This window comes from Ensifer sp. Root558, from assembly GCF_001427045.1.
Taxonomy (GTDB): domain Bacteria; phylum Pseudomonadota; class Alphaproteobacteria; order Rhizobiales; family Rhizobiaceae; genus Ensifer; species Ensifer adhaerens.
This window is the reverse complement of record NZ_LMGC01000005.1, coordinates 87,245-107,355: the sequence shown is the minus strand read 5'-3', so window position 1 is coordinate 107,355 and position 20,111 is coordinate 87,245. Positions and strand designations below refer to the sequence as shown.

At 62.7% G+C, this 20,111-nt stretch carries 19 protein-coding genes; 9 read left to right on the top strand and 10 right to left on the bottom strand.

Annotated features, from left to right (window positions below):
* Positions 1-30: 30 nt before the first annotated feature.
* Positions 31-1,335: a sn-glycerol-3-phosphate ABC transporter substrate-binding protein UgpB gene (gene ugpB, locus ASD63_RS09245; protein WP_060521180.1), complete on the bottom strand. Its 1,305-nt coding sequence runs from the start codon at positions 1,333-1,335 to the stop codon at positions 31-33.
* A gap of 351 nt (positions 1,336-1,686) precedes the next feature.
* Positions 1,687-2,151: an Lrp/AsnC ligand binding domain-containing protein gene (locus ASD63_RS09240; RefSeq protein WP_034790372.1), complete on the bottom strand. Its 465-nt coding sequence runs from the start codon at positions 2,149-2,151 to the stop codon at positions 1,687-1,689.
* Positions 2,152-2,277: 126 nt separating this feature from the next.
* Between ASD63_RS09240 and alr the strand changes: the two genes are divergently transcribed.
* From alr to ASD63_RS09220, 4 genes are all read left to right on the top strand, one after another.
* Positions 2,278-3,408 (top strand): alanine racemase, encoded by a 1,131-nt coding sequence (alr, locus tag ASD63_RS09235; protein WP_060529082.1) that lies wholly within the window; start codon positions 2,278-2,280, stop codon positions 3,406-3,408.
* A gap of 24 nt (positions 3,409-3,432) precedes the next feature.
* Positions 3,433-4,683 carry a D-amino acid dehydrogenase gene (locus ASD63_RS09230; RefSeq protein ID WP_034790377.1) on the top strand — a complete coding sequence of 417 codons (1,251 nt, stop codon included), beginning with the start codon at positions 3,433-3,435 and terminating at the stop codon, positions 4,681-4,683.
* 37 nt (positions 4,684-4,720) lie between these two features.
* Positions 4,721-5,101 carry a RidA family protein gene (locus ASD63_RS09225; RefSeq protein WP_034790381.1) on the top strand — a complete coding sequence of 127 codons (381 nt, stop codon included), beginning with the start codon at positions 4,721-4,723 and terminating at the stop codon, positions 5,099-5,101.
* Between the two features lie 275 nt (positions 5,102-5,376).
* A complete protein-coding gene (locus ASD63_RS09220; RefSeq protein WP_034790383.1) occupies positions 5,377-5,682 on the top strand; it encodes a hypothetical protein in 306 nt (101 codons plus the stop codon).
* Between the two features lie 165 nt (positions 5,683-5,847).
* Here the strand turns inward: ASD63_RS09220 and ASD63_RS09215 are convergent, their stop codons facing one another.
* The gene (locus ASD63_RS09215; protein WP_060529081.1) at positions 5,848-7,896 is read right to left on the bottom strand and encodes a bifunctional aldolase/short-chain dehydrogenase; all 2,049 of its coding nucleotides are present in this window, start codon (positions 7,894-7,896) and stop codon (positions 5,848-5,850) included.
* Positions 7,897-8,267: 371 nt separating this feature from the next.
* Between ASD63_RS09215 and ASD63_RS09210 the strand changes: the two genes are divergently transcribed.
* On the top strand, positions 8,268-9,257 hold the full coding sequence (locus ASD63_RS09210; protein WP_226020752.1) for a sugar-binding transcriptional regulator: 990 nt from the start codon (positions 8,268-8,270) through the stop codon (positions 9,255-9,257).
* A 31-nt stretch (positions 9,258-9,288) separates the two neighbouring features.
* Here the strand turns inward: ASD63_RS09210 and ASD63_RS09205 are convergent, their stop codons facing one another.
* From ASD63_RS09205 to ASD63_RS09175, 7 genes are all read right to left on the bottom strand, one after another.
* Positions 9,289-10,236 (bottom strand): sugar kinase, encoded by a 948-nt coding sequence (locus tag ASD63_RS09205; RefSeq protein ID WP_060529080.1) that lies wholly within the window; start codon positions 10,234-10,236, stop codon positions 9,289-9,291.
* An 80-nt stretch (positions 10,237-10,316) separates the two neighbouring features.
* Positions 10,317-11,354, bottom strand: a complete 1,038-nt coding sequence (locus ASD63_RS09200; RefSeq protein WP_060529079.1) for an ABC transporter permease — start codon at positions 11,352-11,354, stop codon at positions 10,317-10,319.
* Complete coding sequence (locus ASD63_RS09195; RefSeq protein WP_060529100.1) at positions 11,351-12,919, bottom strand: sugar ABC transporter ATP-binding protein; 1,569 nt, start codon at positions 12,917-12,919, stop codon at positions 11,351-11,353. The genes ASD63_RS09200 and ASD63_RS09195 overlap by 4 nt, the downstream gene beginning before the upstream one ends.
* A gap of 87 nt (positions 12,920-13,006) precedes the next feature.
* Positions 13,007-14,008 (bottom strand): substrate-binding domain-containing protein, encoded by a 1,002-nt coding sequence (locus tag ASD63_RS09190; protein WP_034790392.1) that lies wholly within the window; start codon positions 14,006-14,008, stop codon positions 13,007-13,009.
* Positions 14,009-14,085: 77 nt separating this feature from the next.
* The gene (locus ASD63_RS09185; RefSeq protein WP_226020792.1) at positions 14,086-15,075 is read right to left on the bottom strand and encodes an ABC transporter permease; all 990 of its coding nucleotides are present in this window, start codon (positions 15,073-15,075) and stop codon (positions 14,086-14,088) included.
* A 356-nt stretch (positions 15,076-15,431) separates the two neighbouring features.
* Positions 15,432-16,124 carry an alpha/beta hydrolase gene (locus tag ASD63_RS09180; protein ID WP_210337640.1) on the bottom strand — a complete coding sequence of 231 codons (693 nt, stop codon included), beginning with the start codon at positions 16,122-16,124 and terminating at the stop codon, positions 15,432-15,434.
* Between the two features lie 151 nt (positions 16,125-16,275).
* Positions 16,276-17,145, bottom strand: a complete 870-nt coding sequence (locus ASD63_RS09175; RefSeq protein ID WP_060529077.1) for an alpha/beta hydrolase — start codon at positions 17,143-17,145, stop codon at positions 16,276-16,278.
* On the opposite strand from ASD63_RS09175, the gene ASD63_RS09170 reads away from it, so the two are divergent.
* The 4 genes from ASD63_RS09170 (at position 17,144) to ASD63_RS09155 (ending at position 20,105) form a co-directional block, all read left to right on the top strand.
* Positions 17,144-17,530, top strand: coding sequence for a LysR substrate-binding domain-containing protein (locus tag ASD63_RS09170; RefSeq protein ID WP_060529076.1), 387 nt, complete (start codon positions 17,144-17,146; stop codon positions 17,528-17,530). The genes ASD63_RS09175 and ASD63_RS09170 overlap by 2 nt on opposite strands.
* Positions 17,531-18,054: 524 nt before the next feature.
* A complete protein-coding gene (locus ASD63_RS09165; protein ID WP_060529099.1) occupies positions 18,055-18,534 on the top strand; it encodes a carboxymuconolactone decarboxylase family protein in 480 nt (159 codons plus the stop codon).
* Positions 18,531-18,890 (top strand): Atu4866 domain-containing protein, encoded by a 360-nt coding sequence (locus ASD63_RS09160; RefSeq protein WP_060529075.1) that lies wholly within the window; start codon positions 18,531-18,533, stop codon positions 18,888-18,890. The genes ASD63_RS09165 and ASD63_RS09160 overlap by 4 nt, the downstream gene beginning before the upstream one ends.
* Before the next feature lie 315 nt (positions 18,891-19,205).
* On the top strand, positions 19,206-20,105 hold the full coding sequence (locus ASD63_RS09155; protein WP_034790409.1) for a LysR family transcriptional regulator: 900 nt from the start codon (positions 19,206-19,208) through the stop codon (positions 20,103-20,105).
* Positions 20,106-20,111: the final 6 nt, after the last annotated feature.

Below are 20,111 nucleotides of genomic sequence, written 5' to 3'. Positions count from 1 at the left end.
TTCGGCGATGCGGACATTTCGTTTTGGGGGTCAGTTTCCGACTGCAGTCTTGATCGCTGCGTTTGCTTTCACGACACCTTCGCTGAGCGCGGTCTTGGCATCCTTCTGGCCGGCAAGCATCGCTTCGAACTCTTCGTTGAGGATGTCGCGAACCTGCGGAAGGTTGACGAGGCGAACGCCCTTGGAGTTTTCGGTCGGCGCCTTGCCCATCATCTGCTTGATCGGCGTCTCGCGGCCCGGGTTCTTTTCATAGAAGCCGGACTTCTTGGTTTCCTCATAGGCTGCAAGCGTGACCGGCAGGTAGCCCGAAACCTGGTGAAGCTGGGCCTGGGTTTCCGTTTTCGAGAGGAAATGGAAGAACTCGGCCACGCCCTTGTATTCGCCATCGCTCTTGCCGGCGAAGACCCAGAGGCTTGCGCCACCCGGGATAGTGTTCTGCGGGCCATGGCCCTCATAGTAGGGAAGCTCGCCGACACCGTAGTTGATGCCCGACTTGACGATGTCGCCGAGGCCACCGGAGGATTCCGTCAGGATAGCGCACTCGCCCGACATGAACAGCTGCTTGGCTTCCGAGGTGCGACCGCCGTAACGGAAGGTGCCGTCCTTGGCGAGGTCGGCGATCGACTGGAAGTGGTCGACGAAGAGCGGCGCGTCGATCTTCAGTTCCACTTCGAGCCCGGCAAGCCCGTTTTCGTTCGTGCCGTAGGGCACATTGTTCCAGGCCGAGAAGTTTTCGGTCTGGATCCAGGTCAGCCAGGTCGAGGTGAAGCCGCAATTTGCCGCGCCGCTCGCCTTGATCTTCTTTGCCGCTTCGAAGACCTCGGGCCAGGTGGCCGGCGGCTTGGCCGTATCGATACCAGCCTTCGTAAAGGCGTCCTTGTTGAAATAGAGAATCGGGGACGACGAGTTGAAGGGGAAGGACAACATGGTCCCGTCAGCCTTGGAATAGTAGGCGACGATGCCCGGCAGATACTGGTCCTTATTAAACTCGTAGCCGCCCTTCTTAAGCACCTCCGCCACGGGGACCACGGCACCTTCCGCGCCCAGCATCACGCCACTGCCGGCGTCGAACACCTGCAGGATGGCGGGAGCCTGCTTGGAGCGGAACGCGGCGATACCCGCGTTCAGGGTCTCGCCATAGGTGCCCTTGAACACGGGGACAATCTTGTACTCCGACTGGCTTTCATTGAATTCCTTGGCAAGCCTTTCAACGGTTTCGTTGTTGGCGCCCGTCATCGCGTGCCACCAGGCAAGCTCCGTTGCCGCGAAGGCGTTCGAGGCGGCGAAGATCGAGATTGCAGATGTGGCCGCAAGCGTCCATTTCAAAACTCTCATGGCGGTTCCTCCCAATATTGAGACGACAAGTCTCGGTGCTCAGTCGCGTTGATCCTCCTCAATCAGTCGCGCCTGACTTTCGCAGCGAAAGTGCGCTGATTAAAAACGAACGATAACGAACCTGCAAGAGAAAATAGAATGCAGAATTCGCAAATTTCCGCCTTCGGAATATTCGTTCTGTTTCATATATGAACGCTGGAGGCACAATTGTCCCGGGCGAGATACAAATCGCCAACCACCCACAGCCTGCGCGACCGACTTGCGGCCGATGGACTTGCCCGCCTCATCGCCTTGATGCCTGTCGCCCTCCTGCTCTGCTAGGGGCGGCCGCCGGGGTTCTGACACTGCAGCCTATCGACGCGCCTTGGGACGTGTCGCGAGCACGTTGCGGATCGCAAAGCTCGAATGGATCCGGGAGACCCCCGGTAAAGCCGAGAGAATCTCCTTGTGGATGCGTTCGAACTCGCCGGCATTGGCGACTTCGACGCGCAGGAGATAGTCCGATCCACCGGTCATCAAAAAACACTCCCGCAACTCGGGATGTCTTCGTACAGCCGCCTCGAACCGGTCGAGATAGTCCTCCGTCTGGCGGTCCAGCGTGATGTTGATGATAACGGCAATGCTGGCCTCGACGTTCGAGGTGTCCACCAGGGCGGTATAGCCGCGGATGACGCCGGACTGTTCCATCAATTTTATCCGCCTTAGACAAGCGGATGGCGAGAGCCCGACCTCGGTCGCGAGGCTGGCATTGCTCCGGCGCGCGTCCAGGCGCAGCAGCCGAAGGATATTGCGGTCTATGGTGTCGAGCGCGGGCATTGCAGATTATACCAATTCTTCGCTGTTTCATTCAAAGATCACGAATCCGCGCAACGATCAATCGACAATTCGTCGACAATTCTGCGATCGTTTCACTACCCTCCGGACAAGTTGGGAGGCTCGGCCATGGACGGCGCAGTCAGGGAAAATACGCAGCAGAAAGCGATCAAGGGCGGCGCCTCAGGCTACCTCACGATCGATCTTGCGGCGCTCGTTCGCAATTACGACCGGCTTGTGTCTGAAATTGCGCCGGCGCGGGCCGCAGCAGTCGTCAAGGCGGATGCCTATGGGCTTGGCGCGGACCGGGTCGCGGCGCGCCTCTATGACCACGGCTGCCGGCACTTCTTCGTGGCCCAGTTCGTGGAAGCTCGGCGCCTGCGACCTCAGCTTGCCCGCGATGCGATGATCTTCGTTCTGAATGGCCTGCAGCCGGGCAATGAGCTCGCCTGCGCCGACGATGGCATCGTTCCAGTCATCAATTCCCTCGAACAATTGCGGCAATGGGCCGGTGCGGCTGTAAACCTCAACCGTCGCCTTCCCGCGGCGCTGCAGTTCGACACAGGCATGTCGCGGCTCGGTGTCCCGCCGCAGGAACGACCGGCGATCGCATCGATGCTGCGGACCTGCGGCATGATCGACATCCAGTTTGTCATGAGCCACCTGGCCTCTGCCGACGATGTCTTGAGCGAGCAGAACGGCAACCAGCTTGCCGAACTCCGACGCATCGCCACGGAGTTTCCGGAATACGAACTGTGCTTCGCCAACTCGGGCGGCATTTTCCTCGGCGAAGCCTATCACGGCGTGCTCGTTCGGCCAGGGATTGCACTCTATGGCGGTGCTCCGACGGATGGTCATCCAAACCCGATGGAGCCGGTCATCAAGCTCGATGTTGCGGTGGTACAGACGCGTGAAGTGCCGACCGGAGCGCGCGTCGGTTATGGCGGCAGCCATGTCGCCGCAAGCCCGACCCGGCTTGCCACCATTGCTGCCGGCTATGCCGACGGCCTGCCGCGCAGCTTGAGCGATCGCGGTGCGGTCTATTGCGACGGTGTTCGCTTGCCGATCGTCGGCCGGGTGTCGATGGACAGCATCACCATCGACATCTCCGCCTTGCCGGAGGGGCGCCTGCAACTCGGCAGCCTGGTGGAGGTCCTCGGGCCCAACCAGACACTCGAAGACATCGCACGCGATGCCGGCACCATCTCCTACGAAATCCTGACCGGTCTCGGGCATCGCTACGAACGGCAGTATCGCTGAGCTTCCTTTCCTTTTGAGGACATCATGAAAGTTATCGTTCTCGGCGCCGGCATCGTCGGCGTCACCTCGGCCTACCAGCTTGCCAAGAGCGGACATGAGGTCACCGTCATCGATCGCCAGCCCGGACCGGCGCTGGAGACGAGCTTTGCCAATGCCGGCGAGGTTTCCTTCGGCTACTGCTCGCCCTGGGCAGCACCCGGGATTCCGATGAAGGCGATGAAATGGCTGTTCATGGAGCACGCGCCGCTCATCCTTCGACCCAAGGTCGATGCCGCCATGATCTCCTGGATGATCAAGATGCTCTCGAACTGCACGTCCGGGCGCTACGCGATCAACAAGAGCCGCATGCTCAGGCTTGCCGACTACAGCCGCATCTCGCTCGCTGCGCTGCGCGCTGAAACCGGCATCGCCTATGACGAGCGCATGCAGGGAACGCTGCAGCTCTTCCGCACCCAAGCCCAGCTCGACGCCTCCGGCAAAGACGTCAAGGCGCTCGCCGCCGACGGTATTCCCTACGAAGTTCTGGACCGCGACGGCTGCATTCGCGTCGAGCCGGCGCTAAAACATGTGCGCGAGAAGATCGTCGGCGGCCTGCTGACGCCGAAGGACGAGACCGGCGACTGCTTCAAGTTCAGCAACGAACTTGCGAAAAAGGCGGAAGCGCTCGGCGTGCGCTTCAACTACGGCAGCATCATCCGCAGCCTCGACGTGGAAGGCGGCCGGATCAAGGGCGTCGTCACGGCGCATGGCACGCTCAAGGCCGACGCCGTCGTCGTGGCGCTCGGCAGCTTCTCCCCTCTCCTCGTCAGGCCGCATGACATCCGTCTGCCGGTCTATCCGGTCAAGGGCTACTCATTGACGATCCCGATCACCGACGCTTCGCGCGCGCCGGAATCGACCGTTATGGACGAAACCTTCAAGATCGCCATCACCAGGCTTGGCGATCGCATCCGCGTCGGCGGCATGGCGGAAATCTCGGGTTATACCAACGATCTCGGCGAGCCTCGCCGCCTGACGCTCCAGCACTCCGTCACCGATCTCTTCCCGGGTGGCGACGTGTCGAAGGCAAGCTTCTGGTCGGGGCTTCGCCCAATGACGCCGGATGGCACGCCTGTGATCGGCCCGACGAAGGTCGCCGGCCTTTATCTCAACACCGGTCACGGTACGCTCGGCTGGACGATGAGTTCCGGTTCGGCCCGCGTCATCGCCGATCTCGTCAGCGGACGCCAGCCGGAAATCGACGCCACCGATCTCGCGATCGCCCGCTACGCATAAGCGTGTTCCAATCAACCACCAATCTCGGAGACGGATCATGATCCAGGAAATCCACACCACCGACGCGCCGGGTGCCGTCGGTCCCTTCTCACAGGCAATCAAGGTCGGCAACCTCCTGTTCGTTTCCGGTCAGCTTCCGATCGATCCGGCCACCGGAGAGTTCAACTCGGACGACGCGATCGCGCAGGCCGAGCAGTGCCTCAAGAACCTTGGGGCTATTGCGACCGCAGCGGGCACGACCCTTTCCAACACCGTCAAGACCACGGTTCTGCTCACCGACCTCGGACAGTTCGCGGAGATCAACAAGGTTTATGCGGGCTTCTTCACCAAGCCGTTCCCGGCACGCGCCTGCTACGAGGTCAGCGCTCTGCCGAAGGGCGCGAAGGTGGAGATCGAAGCGGTCATCGCCATCCCGTAAAGTTTGCTGGCGCCGACGCTATTTCGGGAACTGCGGGCGAAGCCGGCCGGCGGTCGACAGCCTCGCCGGCCAGGTTTCCGCGTCCGAGTTCGGATTCGTCATTTGGACGACGAGGAAGACCTGATCATCCGCTCATCTATTACCCAGCCCGGTTCCGCGCTTGCCTAGGTCTGTCGCTTGGCCTTGCCTCCTCCCCTCGCCCACGCAAACAATGAGTTGACCGTTTTAAGCGCCGAGGCGACACTTGTGAGGTGCAGCAAGGCAGGAGGGTAATGATGGCTGAGGCGGACCACTGGCGTCATATGGCAAGCGCGCCGAAAAACGGGAGCCGGATCCTCGTCACGATCCGCCCGTCCGAACAAGGCGCCGCGGAAGTCGATCTCGCCTATTGGTCGAAGGGTGATCAGTTTGGGTCCGAAGGCTGGCGCGCCTCCGATTCCTCGCCCGGTCGCATCATCGAGTATGCCGAGCCTGAGCTGAAGTGTTGGATGCCGATGCCCATGGCAAATCTCGATCGCGCCGCGATGCCCCTGCCCTGGGAAGGCGAGGACGAACAGGAACTGGACGGCTCCGGGATCTAGGAGCCCAGGCGCCAGCTCGTCAGGTAGACCTTCGCTGTCCGTTGGCTTAGGCCGTCGCGTTGTCGAACTTTCTTCGCCACGGCGACACAATCGGCAGGTCGAGCCGATGCTCTTCATATCGCAGGGCACGGCCGCGGTGGTGCTCACCGCGGCCGCACAATCTGGCTATCGCATCATCGCCGCGACATTGCCGCCGTCGACGGTGATGACCGCGCCTGTGCTCGTGCGTGCCTTGGCAAGATGCACGAAGGCTTCGGCCACATCCTTGGCTGCGACTTCGCGATGAACGAGATTGCCGCGCATGTAGGCTTCCGGTGTGATGCCGCGGGCGCGGCTGCGCTCCTCGACCATCTGGTCGGTCATGAGACCGGTGCGGATGCGATCGGCGTTGACGGCGTTCGAAGTGATGCCGTCCGCGCCATGCTCGACGGCGTATTGCCGCATCAGCGCCATCAGCGCCGCCTTCGAGGTGCCATAGGGACCGAAGTTGGGGCCGGGATTGACCGCCTGCTTGGAGACGTTGAACACCAGCGCGCCGCCGGTGCGTTGCGCCTTCATGATCCTGGTCGCAGTCCGGGCAATGTAGTGATGCCCCCAGAAATTGAGCGCGAAGGCTTTCTCGAAGAGTTCGTCGGAGACCTCGATCATGGCGCCCTGGAAGGCAGCGCCGGCGTTCGAAATGACGATGTCGACACCGCCGAAATGTTCGGTAACGCCGGCGAGAGCGGCTTCAACGGCCTTGGGGTTGGTCACGTCGCAGGCGACGCCAAGGCCGCCAAGCCGGGCGGCCTCCTTCGTGACCGCCGCTTCGGCAAGATCGACGAGGGCGATTTCGGCGCCTTCCGCACGCAGCGCCTCGGCAATCGCAAGGCCAAGGCCGCCGGCGCCACCGGTCACCACCGCGACCTGTCGGCTGAGCGGCTTTTCCACCTGCTTCGCCAGTTTCACCTGCTCAAGCGACCAGTATTCGATGTCGAAGAGATCCTGTTCCGACAGCGCCTCGAAGCTCTCGATGCCCTCGGCGTTGCGGATGACGTTGATCGTGGCTTCCGCGACATCGGCGCCGACGCGTGCCGCCTTCTTGCTGGGACCTGCTGCGAAGAGGCCGACGCCGGCGACGTAGAAGACGCGGGGCATCGGGTCGAGCATCTTCTTGTTGCCGCCAACACGCGCGTTGTTGCGCTCGAAGTAGGCGCGGTATTCGGCGATGTAATCCGCCACCGCCGTGCGCACCGTCTCTGCCCAGGTGGCCATTTCTCCGGTAACCGGCGCCGGCAGGGCCAGTCCGAAGCGCTTGATGTGAATGACATGTTCCGGCGTCGCATTGCCGCGGCGCGCGAGATCGGCAGCGTTTTCTGCGTTGCAGAACTCGAGCACGGTCTCGCTCGCGCGGTGTTCGAGCACGAAGCGCTTCGGAGAGCCTTCGACACCGGTGTCGATGGCGACGGCGCCCCGCAGGATCGGGGCGATTTCGGCGGCCGACGCAATCGCTGCCGGTTGCTTTGCCTGAACGAACGGGCGCGGATTGCCTTTGGCGATGCGGCGCTCGGCCATGTCGATCGCCACGATCATCTTTTCATAGGCTTCGCGCGGATCCTCCGACCAGGTGAAGATGCCGTGCTTCAAGAGGATCATGCCGTCGGCGGTCGGATCGGCGCGGAAGGCCTCGTCGCAGGCTTTTGCGAGATCGAAGCCGGGCATGACATAGGGAACGATGATCGCCTTGGGGAAGAGTTCGCGAACGATATCTTCCCCGTGCGGCTGGTTGGTCAGCGACACGATCGCGTTGGCATGGGTGTGGTCGATGTGCTTGAACGGCAGGTTGGCGTGCAGGATCGCTTCGACAGAAGGATTGGGCGCCGCTGGATCGAGCAGCAACCGGCGCTGCAGCATGACCATGTCGTCGTCGCTAAGCGTCTGGAAAGCGACCATCGCCTGCAGGGGCTGCAGGCGGACGGCCGGCAGTCCTGCCGGTTCGATCGTGCCCATGTCCCAGCCGCTTCCCTTGACGCAAAGAACCGGAATTTCCGAACCGTCGAGATCGGTAAAGGTGGTCTTCACCGACGTGTTTCCGCCGCCGTGCAGCACCAGTTCCGGATCCGATCCGAGCAGGCGCGTGGTGTAGGTGCGGATCGCCAGGTCGCGGTTGACGCCGTTGCGGACGTAGGCGTCGACGACACTGGCATATTCGGTTTCAGACCATCTCGATTTCATGCAAAGGCTCCTCAGCTTCCGGCAGACATCACCTGCGACGGCTCCGGACAAAAATGACATGGCGGGACCATGCCCACCGAGCCACAGGAGGCTGACGGGAAAGGCCGCTTGGGAAATTTGGGATCGGCGTCTGGCGCGGGCCGCGTCGAAGAGGCGCGGGTCCGATCCTGTCTGCCGCGGTCTCGCCTGCCCATGCGGCCACATCCGCGGCCGCGTGTTCAAGCGCGATTCCGTTCTCGATCGTCCGTCACAACGGAACATAAACAAATGACAGCATAGTGTGTCAAATGTCAATTGAGCGTTCGAATTTGTTTGACGGCAGCCGCTTTTCCGGTTTGAGGTGGCGCAAACGGTATCAAGCGGAGTGACGGATGACGGAGAGCGCGCGGGCAAGTTGGATGATCGGCGAAGGCAAGTCGTTGCCGCCCGAGTTCGATGACGGGGTCGTTTGGGCCGCCTGGCTCTACTACGTCGATCAACTGACCCAGAGCGACATCGCCAAGATCCTCGGCATGTCGCGCGCGACCATCGTCAACTACCTTCAGGAGGCCCGCGAGCGCGGCCTCGTCACCATCCGCGTCAACACCGATGTCGGCGGACGCGTCGCCGTGGCTCGCAAGCTCAAGGAGAAGTTCGGGCTCGAAGGAGCGCTGGTCATTCCCGCGGGAGAGCCTGCGTCGCTGGTGACGCGGCTCGGTGAGGCGGGCGCCCGCCTGCTTGCCGACATGATCAAGCAAGGCGACACGATCGGTGTGGCCTGGGGACGGACCGTACTTGCAGTCGCCGATCAGATCTCGCTGGCCGAAGCACTCGATGGGCTGACTGTCGTCCAGGTCTCGGGTAGTTCCATCGCCAATCCCGAATTCTCGCCGGAGTTCTGTACCTCGCTGATGTCCCAGCGCATTCACGCGCGCTGCGTCAACCTTTTGGCGCCGGCGCTGCTGTCGACGCCGGAACTGAAACGCTGGCTTCTCTCCGAACCGGTGCTCGTCAAGCAGTTCGAGCTTATCCATTCGACCAACATCCTGGTTTTCGGCGTCGGCGATATCGGTCCTGACACGCTGATCCGGTCGGCCAATGTCGCAAGCCAGGAGGACTTCGACTCCTACCAGGCGCACGGCGCAGTCGCGGTGCTGATCTGCCGGTTCATCGACGAGGCGGGCCGACAGGTGAGCGGCGAACTCGACGATCGCATGGTGGGCATCGAGCTCGACGAACTCGTGCGCATCCCGAGCCGCGTCTGTGTCGCCGGCGGCGCGAACAAGGTAACGGCAATCCGCGCGACGATGAATGGCGGCTACGCCACTCACCTTGTCACCGACATCGAAACCGCCGAGATGCTGCTGGCCGAAGGGGTCTGAGGCGCTCCGTCAGGAGCGCCCTGCCAGCCCGTCAGTTTGCCTTCACGCGCGCGGTGCGCATGAATGCCTGCGTCCCCTCGAAGGAGGCGATGCCGGCATCAGAACCGAGACCGGTCGCCACCAGCGCGGCCGAGGCCTGCGCGAACTTCAGTGATGTCTCCGTGTCCATTTTGTGGTGCAGGCCGGTGATGAAACCGGCATTGAAGGCGTCGCCGCAGCCGGTCGTATCGACGACGTCGATCTCGAAGGCCGGCAGTTTCACGGTCTTTCGGTCCGGATCCATGAAATAGACGCCGTCGCCGCCGAGTGTGAAAACGCAATGCTTCACACCGAGATCGCAGAAGAAGAGCGCTGCATCCTCGGCGGTTTTCCGCCCGGAAATCAGCATGGCCTCCTCCACCGACGGCATGAAGTAGTCGATATAGGGGAAGAGCGGGCGGATGAGGGAAAGCGTCTTCTCACTGGCGCCGAGCAGATCGAAGGTGACGATCCGGTCCTTGGTCTTGGCCGCTTCGAGAAGCACGCGGCTCGGCTCACCGTCGAGGCGGTCGAGCAGGCCCGTGCCGCCAAGGTGGACAATCGGCGCCGCCGTCACGCGATCGAGCGCTTCGGCTGCGATCTCGAAATGACCGGACGCGCCGCGGACGTGAAGAGCAGGCCTTTCGCCGTTGCGGCGGATGTTGAGGATCGTGGCAGACGTCGGAACGCCGGGGATCCGCTGCATCTCGGCCGTATCGACGCCGAAGCGCTGCAAGGTCGAAAGTACGAAATCGGCCTTCTCGTCGTCACCGACGGCGCCAACCGCGAGGCAGTTGAGACCGAGCTTTGCAAGGTCGACGACGGTGCCCCCGGCGGTACCGGCAACCGTCAAGCGGATCTCATCGATAAACTCGACATTGCCGCCCTCGGGAATGCGATCGACCGGGCGACCGAGGATGTCGAGAATGTAAAGTCCGATGACCGAAACATCGTGCGCCATGCACTCAAACCTTTCTCAAGGAAACAGGGTTGTCGAATGACGCCGGCCCTGACCGCGCTTGGCGGCCCCGGGGCCAGCCGTCAGGATTGTCTGCCGCGGATCGAGAAGATCGCGCCGGCGAGAATGATAAAAATACCGACGATGACGAGCTGCCAGGTGCTCGGAATGCCGACGAGAATGAGGACGTTACTGACGAGCGTGATCAGCACGACGCCCAGAAGCGTGCCGATGACGCTGCCGGAGCCGCCGGTGATACGCGCGCCGCCGAGGACCACCGCGGCGATGATTTCGAGCTCGGCGCCGGCGAGATCGAACGGGTTCGCCAGCCGGTTGCTGGAGACGTGAATGATCCCGGCGACGCCGGCGAGAAGCCCCGCATAGGCAAAGACAAAGATACGTACCGTGCGCAGGTTGTAGCCGAGCCGCTCGGCCACACCGGCGTTTCCGCCGACGGCGTAGACTGCACGGCCGATGAGGGTGCGCTCAAGGATCCACCAGGTGACGAGCGAAGCGATGGCGAGGATGAGCACGAAGGCCGGCAGCGTCGAGGTCGAACCGTTGGCGCTGTGATGGGTGAAGAGCGCAAGCTTTCCGAACGCGTCCATTGCCGCCGGAATGTTCATGAACAGCGCCGTGCCGACAAAGGTGAGCAAGAAGCTGCGGATGACATATTGCGTGCCGATCGTCACGATCAGAGACGGCGCCTTGAGCGCGTGAACCAGAACGCCGTTGAGCGCGCCGAAACAGGCGCCGCCGATTGCGCCGAGCGCGAGGATCGCGACGATCGGCATGTCGGGCACGACATTCACGACCAGCATGGTGACGGCGTACATGACGAAGGCGGCAATCGCCGTGAACGAGACGTCGATGCCACCGGAGGCAAGGACGACGAGCACGCCGAGCGCGAAGAGGCCGCGGACGACGGACGCACGCAGGATGTCGAAAAGGTTCGACACCTGCCAGAAGTCCGTGTTGATCGCACCGACGACGAGCGAAACCGCGACGATCAGGATCAGCGTGAAGGCCGGTGGGTGGCGCATGAGCCACGTCCAGATGCCGGCAACAGCGCCCGCGCTTTCAGACCGGGGTTCTGCCGGGGAGAAGGTGGTTTCGCTCATTGAAGCCTCGCAATGGTATCGTCGGTCAGCGCGCGGGAGAGAACGTCTTCCGCCAGCCCCTCGGCGGCAAAGGTTTTGACGACTCGACCCTTGCGCATGACCATGATGCGGTCGCAGTTCTGCAGCAGTTCGGGCAGGTCGTCGCTGATGATGATGACGCCCATGCCGTCGCCGGCGAGCCGCTGGATGATCCGATAGATCGTGTCCTTGGAGCCGACGTCGACGCCGACCGTCGGGCCGTGCAGGATGAGCAGTTTTGGTTCGATCGTCAGCCAGCGCCCGATGAGCACGCGCTGCTGGTTGCCGCCGGACAACGACTGCACCGGCTTGTCGACGCCGGCCGAGACGACCTGAAGGTCGTCGACCGTGCGCTCGGCCAGCGCTCGGCTGCGGCGCCCGTCGACGATGCCGAAGGCATTGCGCAGCCGGTCGAGGACCGGAACCACGATATTGTCCTTGATCGATTGCGAAAGGAACAATCCCTCCGAGAGCCGGTCCTCGGGAACGTAGCCAATCCCGGAAGCGATCGCATCGGCGGGTTTGCCAAGGCGGATCTCGTTGCCTTCGAGAAATACACCGCCGCCGTCGGCCGGCGAAACGCCGGCGAGCGCAAGCGCCAGTTCGTTGCGCCCGGAATCGAGCAGGCCGGTAATGCCGATGATCTCGCCCTTGTGCAGCGACAAGGACACGTCTGCAAAAAATCCGGTTCGTGAGAGCTTTTCGACATTGAGCAGCTTCTCGCCGAGCGTGACGGCGGACCGCTGGCGGGTGTCGTCCAGCACTTTGCCTGTCATCCAGAAGGCCAGATCGGCCTTCGAATGGCCCTCGACGTCGCATTCGGCGACTTTCTGGCCATCGCGCATGATGATCGCCCGCCCGCCGAGCGACTTGCACTCGTCGAGCTTGTGGGTGACGAACAGCACGGCCACGCCCTTGGCGCGCAGGCGATCGACTACGCCGATGAGATTGTCGACCTCGTGTTTGGTCAGCGCGGTCGTCGGCTCGTCCATGATGACGAGGCGGGCGTCGGAGGCGATTGCGCGGGCAATGGCAATCAGCTGCCGCGTCGCCATCGGCAACTCGTCCGTCCGCGTTGAAAGAAAGGCCCTGCTCGCCGGCAGGCCAACGGCCGCAAGGGCGCGCTCGGCCGTCGCCCGCATATTCGGTATGTCGAGCCGCCGCGCAAGCTTGCCCGACGAGGACACCAACTGCTGAGTCAGCCCGATGTTCTCGGCGACCGAGAGATTGGGGAGCAGCGAAAAATCCTGATAGACCGTTTCGATGCCGGCAGCGAGGGCTGCGACCGGTGTCAGTCCGGTGACCGTCTTGCCGTCGATCAAGAGTTCGCCTGCATCAGCCCCTTGAGCCCCGGAAATGATCTTGATGAGCGTGCTCTTGCCGCAGCCATTCTCACCCATCAGGTGATAGATGTTGCCGGCCTCGATCGAAAGGCTCACGCCCTTGAGCGCGCGCACGCCACCGAAGTGCTTCTCGATGTTGCGCACCTCCAGAAAAGGGGGCGCGGGCTTGAGATGCGGTTCACCGCCAGTGGGCTGGGGCTGCATGGCTTTGTCCTGATGGTGCATGAGGGCGTTCGAGGGACACGCCGCCGCGCCGGTTTATGGCGCGACGGTATTAGTCGGCAGAACCAATCAGAACGGGTATTTGCCGTAGTTCGACTTGTCGACGTCGACCCAGGCTTCGCCGACGACGATGATACCGTCACCGGCACCCTTCTTGACCGTCACCTTTTCGTAGCCGGGCACGCCGAGATCCATGCCGTCCTTGATCTCTTCGCCCTTGATGACCATGTCGGCCACCTTGTTCATGACGTAGCCGGCATCCTTCGGATCCCAGAAGCTGATGCCATCGACGGCGCCGGATTCAAGATAGGATCCGGTATCCTTCGGCAGGCCGATGCCGAAGACGCAGGTCTTGTCCTGCAGGCCGGCCTCTTCGACGGCGCGGCCGATGCCGATGACGTCGATGGCGGAGCCGCCCTGGAAGCCCTTGATGTCGGGGTGCTTGCGCAGGATCTCGCGGGCCTTCTCATAGGCGCGGTTGGCGTCGTTGAAGGATTCGTTCTTCTCCGAGACCAGCTCCATTTCTGGGTACTTCTTGGCGTTTTCAGCGCCGCCGTCAGCCCACTGGACATGCGTCAGGCTGCCGAGCGAACCGACGAAGGACGTCCATTTTCCTGATTTGCCCATGCACTCGGCGATCTTCTCGTTGAAGCGGGCGCCGAAGGCCTTGTTCTCGAAGGCTTCGATGTCGACGAGCGTGTTCTTCATGCTGTCGGCCTCGTGGGTCACCACCTTGATGCCGCGCTGGGCGGCGCGCTTCAGCACGCCTTCGAGCGACGACGCATCCATCGGCACGACGGCAATCGCGCTGACCTTCTTGGCGACAAGGTCCTCAATCAGGCGTGCCTGCTGGGCGGCATCCGCCTTGCCCGGGCCGATCTGGCTCGTGGCAACCGTATCGTTGTCGTTGCCATAGGCGGCGACGCCCTCGGCCATGCGGGTGAACCAATTCTCGCCGGTGACCTTGACGACGGTCACGATGCTCGGCTTCTCCTCGGCCATGGCAGCCGCGGCACTCCAGATGGTGCTGAGAGCCACGGTGCAGGCGGCAATTTTACGAAAATCAGGCATAGTTCCTCCCATTGCGCCTTCGAAAGGAAAGAGCTGTGACGCGCGAAGGCTCGCGCCCGGCCCTGGCGGAAACGGGGTTAGCTGCGGGCCGCCCTGAACCAGGCTTTGAAGTCGAAGCCGGAGGTGGCGATGAAAACGAGCAGAAGAACGCCCCAGGCGAGGTCTCGGAAGAAGTTCGAGATGTTCATGAAGTTGAAGAGGCTGGAGAGCATCTGCAGCGACGTTGCCGAAAGCACGACGCAGATGACTCGCCCATAGCCGCCCTCGGGGCGAACCCCGGCCATGACGGCGATCAGGATAGCGATGAGGACATAGGAGGTGCCGTAGTCCCACTTCACGCTCGAGGTGCGCGCGGCAATGACGATGCCGGCAACCGACGCCAATAGCCCGCAAACCGTATAGGTCAGGAACAGGATGCGCTTTTCCGGGATGCCCGCGTAGCGCGCGGCCTTGGCATTGTTGCCGAGCAGAAGCAGACGTTGGCCGAAGGGCGTGAAACGCAGGATGGCGCCGATCGCGAGCGCGACGACCAGGAACAGAGCGAAGCATTGGGGCACGCTCAGGATCGTGGCATTACCGAAATCGTCGAGCGGCTCGACATAGCCGATGCTGAGCGCCGAACCATTGGTGAGAACGATCGCCAGGCCGGTAAAGAGCAATTGCGTGCCGAGCGTGGCGATGATCGGCGTCAATCCAACCTTCGCGATCAGGAAACCGTTCAGCATGCCGCCGACAAGGCCGACGCCAAGCGCTAAGCCGATCAGGCTCCAGGTGAAGAGAAGCGGAGCCTCGTCGGCGGGAATCACGTCGCGCAGAAAGTAGTAGGCGGCAACGCCCGAGAGATTGGCAAGCGCGATGCCGGAAAGGTCGATGCCGCCGTTGCCGGACATCATGGCCAGCATGACGCCAAGGGCGAGGAACCCCAGTTCGGGGACCTGCGACGCCATGGACTGGAAGTTATAGAGCTCGACGAAACTCGCGCCGACGAGTATCGCACCGGCGACAATGGCGGCAACGTTCACAGTGGCGAGAAAGCCGAGCTGCCGATCCATCTGAAAAGCCACGATGTCCCCTCCCATGCTGGCATCTGTGCAGACGGAAATGCTTCCCGGTTCTTCGGCTCCAGGCTCCTGTCTCCCCTGAAACCAACCGACAACCCGCGTCCTCTGTACATTTCTGACATTTGCCAGTCATCGGTGTGTTTTGTCAACAGCGTTCTTCTAGCTGTCCTGTAACCGAAGTGGAGGGTGAGCGGAAATGCCGGGTTGCTATCCTTCTCCTCCGTGGAACGTCCTGCTTGGCGAGACTGCCAAAGCGTCCTCAGCCCAAGCGTGACACCCGCCGGATTTGGAACGGCCAGGGCTGCAAACGGCAAGAATTGGGTGACAACGGGAGGCGAACGGTGGAGTTTGGCTCGGGCGCGTTACGCTTCGGCCTTCTGTTGAGCGAGCCATTCCCGAATGATGGTGGCGAGGCGTTGCGGCGCTTCCATCGGGACCATGTGGCCAGTGTCGGCGACGACCTCGAAGCTTGAGCCGACGAGCCCATTGTGAAGCTCCAGCGTTTCGGCGCGCGACCTCAACCGATCCTCTTCGCCGGCAATGACCAGGCTTGGGCACTGGATCGACGCCAGAGCGTCCCGTTCGTCCCTCCGCTCGATGAGAGCTTGTCGGCGAAAGGCGTCGCCTCCCATTCGATGGCCTGCCACCTGGATGCGATCGAGGATATCGGTCCGCCCCGCATTGTCGGGGTGCAGGGACGAGAGGATAGCCGATCGGCTGAGCCCCTTGAATGCCGTGCCAGCGGCCTGCCCGGCGACGACAGCCTTTCGCTGGCGCTCGACGTCGCTGTCGCCGCGCGCGGACGTGGCAATGAGGATCAGTGCGGTCACCCGGTCGGGCGCCTGCCGGACGATTTCCCGGGCGACGTAGCCTCCCATGGAGAAACCGGTGAGTATGAAGCGATCCGGGGCATCCATCAGCGTGCGACGGGCCATGGCTTCGATCGAGCCGTCTTGCGACAGGTCGGCATAGGTCGCGGGACCGTACTCGCCGAGTGCGGGAACCACATCGCGCCAGAGATCGGCGTCGAGCATGAAGCCCGGAACAAAGAGCATTGCCACAGTCGCCACCTCCCCGCACACCTGCTCGTAGATTGACCCTATCGGAAGAAATGGCGGCGGTCGTCAAGCGAGATGCCGCCTTCGGGCGGAAAGCCTCTTGCGCCCTGGCAGTCATGCGGCGCGAACCGTGCAGTGCGCCTGCCCCTTAGTCGACTTCCAAAGATCGGCTCAGCGCCGATTTCCAGCCGGCGATGAAATCCGCCGAGATGCGCGCCTGCGGTACCATCGTGTCGAAGCCGTGATAGGCGCCGGGAACCACGGACATTTCGACCGGCACGCCGGCCACAACGAAACGGGATGCGAAATGTATCGATTCCTGTGCGAACAGGTCGAGTGTGCCAACGCCGATCCAGGTGGATGGCAGGCCGGCAAGATCGACGGCGCGTGCCGGAACCGCCTCCGCCGGTGGTTCCGCCGTCAGCGGCTTGCGACCGAGCAGGGAAGTCCAGCCAAAAGCATTCGACTGCGCGTTCCAGATGAAGGTTCCGACGTGAGCCGGTGGCAAGCGCAACACAGTGCGGTCGTCGAGCATTGGATAACGCAACAACTGGAAGCGGATCGGCCACTCGCCGCGGTCACGTGCCCGGAGCGAGACGGCAGCGGCAAGTCCGGCGCCGGCACTCTCGCCCATCACGGCGATCCGCTTCCTATCAACGCCAAGCTCGACCGCAGCCTGATGCAGCCAGCCGAGCGCCGCGTATGCGTCCTCGAACCCAGCCGGGAACGGATGCTCGGGTGCAAGGCGGTAGTCGATCGAAACGATAAGCGCGCCCAGTTCCGCGGACAATTGCTGCAGTTCGGGAACGGCGACTTCGGGCTTGCCAACGACCAGTCCACCACCGTGCAGATGCAGGATTGCCGGCTTGTTCGGGCGCTCCGGCGCCGGATCGAGAACGACGGCCCGCAGCTTCGGATTTCCCTCGCCGCCCGCGATGAAGCGTTCCTGTGGCTGCACGGCCGGCGGCGATAGCGCCGGCGGGAATTGGGCGTTGCGGATCATCTGGAGATTGTCCATGCCGAGGTCGAGAGGCGGAACGTTCCCGAGGATCGGCAATCTCGAGGATTCGTCCCTGATCGCCCGCAAGATCGGACGCACCGAAGCGTCTATCTTTGCAGCACCGGCGCTGATCGCGGCGCACGGCATGTCACTGCTGCCTTCCGACCTAACAACCTATCCGTTGATCGGCGAGCAGATCGCACCGGGCGAAAGCCAGACCTGGACACTCCACCATGCGGCGCAAGACCCGGTGAAGGTTGAGTTCAAGCCGCGCATGTGTGCCAACAGCGTCCGCGCCATCTCGGAGGCTATCGAGGCCGGGATCGGCATCGGCCGCCTGCCAACCGTCATCGGCCGCAGGATGGTCGCCGAGGGAACCGCCATACAGATATTGCCTGGCTGAGCCGGCCCCGGACTGGATATTTCGCTGATACATCCTGCGAGCCGCGGCATGCTGCCCGGTGTCTGCCTGCTGATCGACACGCTGAGCCGCGAGGCTGGCGCGTTCTTGTAAGTGATTTCGAAGTCAAACGGTGGTGCCGCCGCAATCACGCCAAGGGCCCGTACCCGAGAGAACAAAATTGGCCTGTCATAACTGACATGGTCGCGATGAGCGTGCCACCGAACAGTATTCCGACTGGTTAGTCAGATTTACCAGTATGGATCGAAATCGGCGTCTTATCGTTCCAATCTTCCCCGCCTACCTTTTGCGTCGACACTGCAACGCAAGACGGAGGAGGAACTGGACAGGGCCCGCTGACTTTCGGCGCTCCGAATGACAGCGCCTCCCCCAAATTCAGCAGACGCGGATAGGACGCGCGCTTGTCGCGCCCTCCCCGGCATCGAATAGCCGGAGGAACGGCGACGTTCGCGATCGTCGGATGTCCCAACAGACAATCTATCGAGGAGAGAAACGTGCTTGATCGCATTCAATCGCAATTCGCAGCCGCAGGTACGGCGGTTTTCCTGGGCCTTTCGCCGGAGGTCGCCTTCGCCCAATCCCTGGAGGAGCGTCGCGAACGCGGCGCCGCCGTCATCCGGACCCTCAACAATGGCGTGACGCAGCCCAACCTGGAACGGATGCGGCAGGAGTTTCCCTTCCTTGCCGATGCGACCGAGGCCTATGCCCTTGGCGACGTCTGGGCTCGCCCGGGTCTCGACAACCGGACGCGGCAACTGGCAGCGGTCGCCGCCTTCGCTGCGATGGGCCTGACGGAGCTGATGAATGTCCATGCCGGATACGCGCTCAACATCGGTGTTTCCGAGGATGAACTCAAGGAAATCATCTACATGGTAACCGTTCCGGCCGGATTTCCCCGCGCCATTGCTGCCTCGCAATCCTTGTCGCAGCTCTTTGCCGAACGGGCCGAAGCGGGCAAGGACAAGTCTGCGGGAGAGCAGCCATGAACAATCTCCCCAAGCTTGCCGCCGCCACCCTTGTTGCCGGTCTGGCATCTGCCGACGCGCCGATCTCCCGTCAAGCCGTCGCGGAGGACGTCATGAGCAGCGAGGCTCAAAGCAAGCAAGCAGATCATCCCTATGTCGGCATGTGGGTGACCGAGGACGGGCGGATCCGCCAGGAACTGTTGCCGAACGGCCGTTATGACGAGGCGCGCGGAAACCGAAAGAGCGCCTATCAGGGGCGCTACGAAGTGACCGGCAACCAGATCGACTACTGGGATGACACCGGCTTCACGGCCGATGGCGAGTTCATCGATGACGTGCTGCACCATGGCGGCATGGTGTTTTACCGCGAAAGGTGATTGCGGAAGGGGAGCACGTGAAGACCGTCGTTACCGGGATCGCCCCGATCCTTTGGTGCCAATGATGGTTGCCGCGTGTCTCCCGCCCCGCCTCTGCGGCCGCATGTCCATTGCGCCGTTTCTCGCGCGGGAGGTGGGGAAGAAGTGAAGGCTCTGCCGGGCTCTTGCGATCGCGGCAGGCCTTCTGGAGGCGATCACAGGCGCGGTAGAACTCGCGGCGACATTCTTTGATGCCTTGAAGGTTGTCGATCGGCGGGCCAAGATTGCATCATCACTCTGCCCAATCACACCGACACTGGTAAGTTGAGCCGTCCAATGGCCGTCGATCTTAATGCCATCTCCGTCTTCATGGCCGTCGCCGAGGCGCGGAGTTTTCGCGCGGCTGCCGAGCATCTGGGCGTTACCCGATCGGCCGTAAGCCAGTCTCTGCGGCGGCTGGAAGATCGGCTCGGCGTTGCACTCGTGCAGCGGACGACACGCAGCGTCAGCCTTACGGAGGCTGGCGCGCAACTTTACTTGCGCGTTGCCCCAGCCCTCGCGGAGGTCGGCCTGGCCCTGGACGCCACAGCCGACCGGGACATGGCCCCAACCGGGCTGTTGCGGCTGGCGGTGTCCTCGATCGCCGAAAGGTTTATATCAGGGGCGCTGCTCGCAAGCTTTGCCGAGGCCTACCCCACGATCCAGATCGATGTGACCGTCACGGACGAGGAGTTCGACATCGTGGCCCAAGGCTATGATGCCGGGGTGCGGCTCGGCGAAGTCATCGAGCAGGACATGATCGCAGTCCCGGTATCGGCCGAGCAACGCCAGACCGCTGTCGCGGCGCCATCCTATATCGAACGCTTCGGCAAGCCCATGCAACCGTCGGACCTCGCCCAGCACCGATGCATCGGCTGGCGTCCGGCGCCTCAAACTGCACCTTATCGCTGGGAGTTCGGCAAGGATGGGCGCGAGTTCGACGTGGCGGTGAACCCGCAGATCACCACCAACGACATGTCGCTGATGATCCGGACCGCCTGCGCCGGAGGCGGCATCACCTTCGGCATGGAGGAAACCTTCAGACCCTATGTTTCTGCGGGACAGCTGGTGCCGCTTCTCGAGGACTATTTCCCGCCGTTCGCGGGCTTTTATCTCTACTTTCCCAATCGACGGAACCTTGCGCCGAAGCTGCGCGCGCTCATCGAGCATGTGCGGTGGCGGCCCAACGCGGGATAGAGCGAT

Coding starts and splice junctions, on each gene's coding strand:
- ugpB (WP_060521180.1), bottom strand. CDS start 1,335: ATGAGAGTTTTGAAATGGACGCTTGCGGCCACATCTGCAATCTCGATC.
- ASD63_RS09240 (WP_034790372.1), bottom strand. CDS start 2,151: ATGCCCGCGCTCGACACCATAGACCGCAATATCCTTCGGCTGCTGCGC.
- alr (WP_060529082.1), top strand. CDS start 2,278: ATGGACGGCGCAGTCAGGGAAAATACGCAGCAGAAAGCGATCAAGGGC.
- ASD63_RS09230 (WP_034790377.1), top strand. CDS start 3,433: ATGAAAGTTATCGTTCTCGGCGCCGGCATCGTCGGCGTCACCTCGGCC.
- ASD63_RS09225 (WP_034790381.1), top strand. CDS start 4,721: ATGATCCAGGAAATCCACACCACCGACGCGCCGGGTGCCGTCGGTCCC.
- ASD63_RS09220 (WP_034790383.1), top strand. CDS start 5,377: ATGGCTGAGGCGGACCACTGGCGTCATATGGCAAGCGCGCCGAAAAAC.
- ASD63_RS09215 (WP_060529081.1), bottom strand. CDS start 7,896: ATGAAATCGAGATGGTCTGAAACCGAATATGCCAGTGTCGTCGACGCC.
- ASD63_RS09210 (WP_226020752.1), top strand. CDS start 8,268: ATGACGGAGAGCGCGCGGGCAAGTTGGATGATCGGCGAAGGCAAGTCG.
- ASD63_RS09205 (WP_060529080.1), bottom strand. CDS start 10,236: ATGGCGCACGATGTTTCGGTCATCGGACTTTACATTCTCGACATCCTC.
- ASD63_RS09200 (WP_060529079.1), bottom strand. CDS start 11,354: ATGAGCGAAACCACCTTCTCCCCGGCAGAACCCCGGTCTGAAAGCGCG.
- ASD63_RS09195 (WP_060529100.1), bottom strand. CDS start 12,919: ATGCAGCCCCAGCCCACTGGCGGTGAACCGCATCTCAAGCCCGCGCCC.
- ASD63_RS09190 (WP_034790392.1), bottom strand. CDS start 14,008: ATGCCTGATTTTCGTAAAATTGCCGCCTGCACCGTGGCTCTCAGCACC.
- ASD63_RS09180 (WP_210337640.1), bottom strand. CDS start 16,124: ATGCTCTTTGTTCCGGGCTTCATGCTCGACGCCGATCTCTGGCGCGAT.
- ASD63_RS09170 (WP_060529076.1), top strand. CDS start 17,144: ATGCCGAGGTCGAGAGGCGGAACGTTCCCGAGGATCGGCAATCTCGAG.
- ASD63_RS09175 (WP_060529077.1), bottom strand. CDS start 17,145: ATGGACAATCTCCAGATGATCCGCAACGCCCAATTCCCGCCGGCGCTA.
- ASD63_RS09160 (WP_060529075.1), top strand. CDS start 18,531: ATGAACAATCTCCCCAAGCTTGCCGCCGCCACCCTTGTTGCCGGTCTG.
- ASD63_RS09155 (WP_034790409.1), top strand. CDS start 19,206: ATGGCCGTCGATCTTAATGCCATCTCCGTCTTCATGGCCGTCGCCGAG.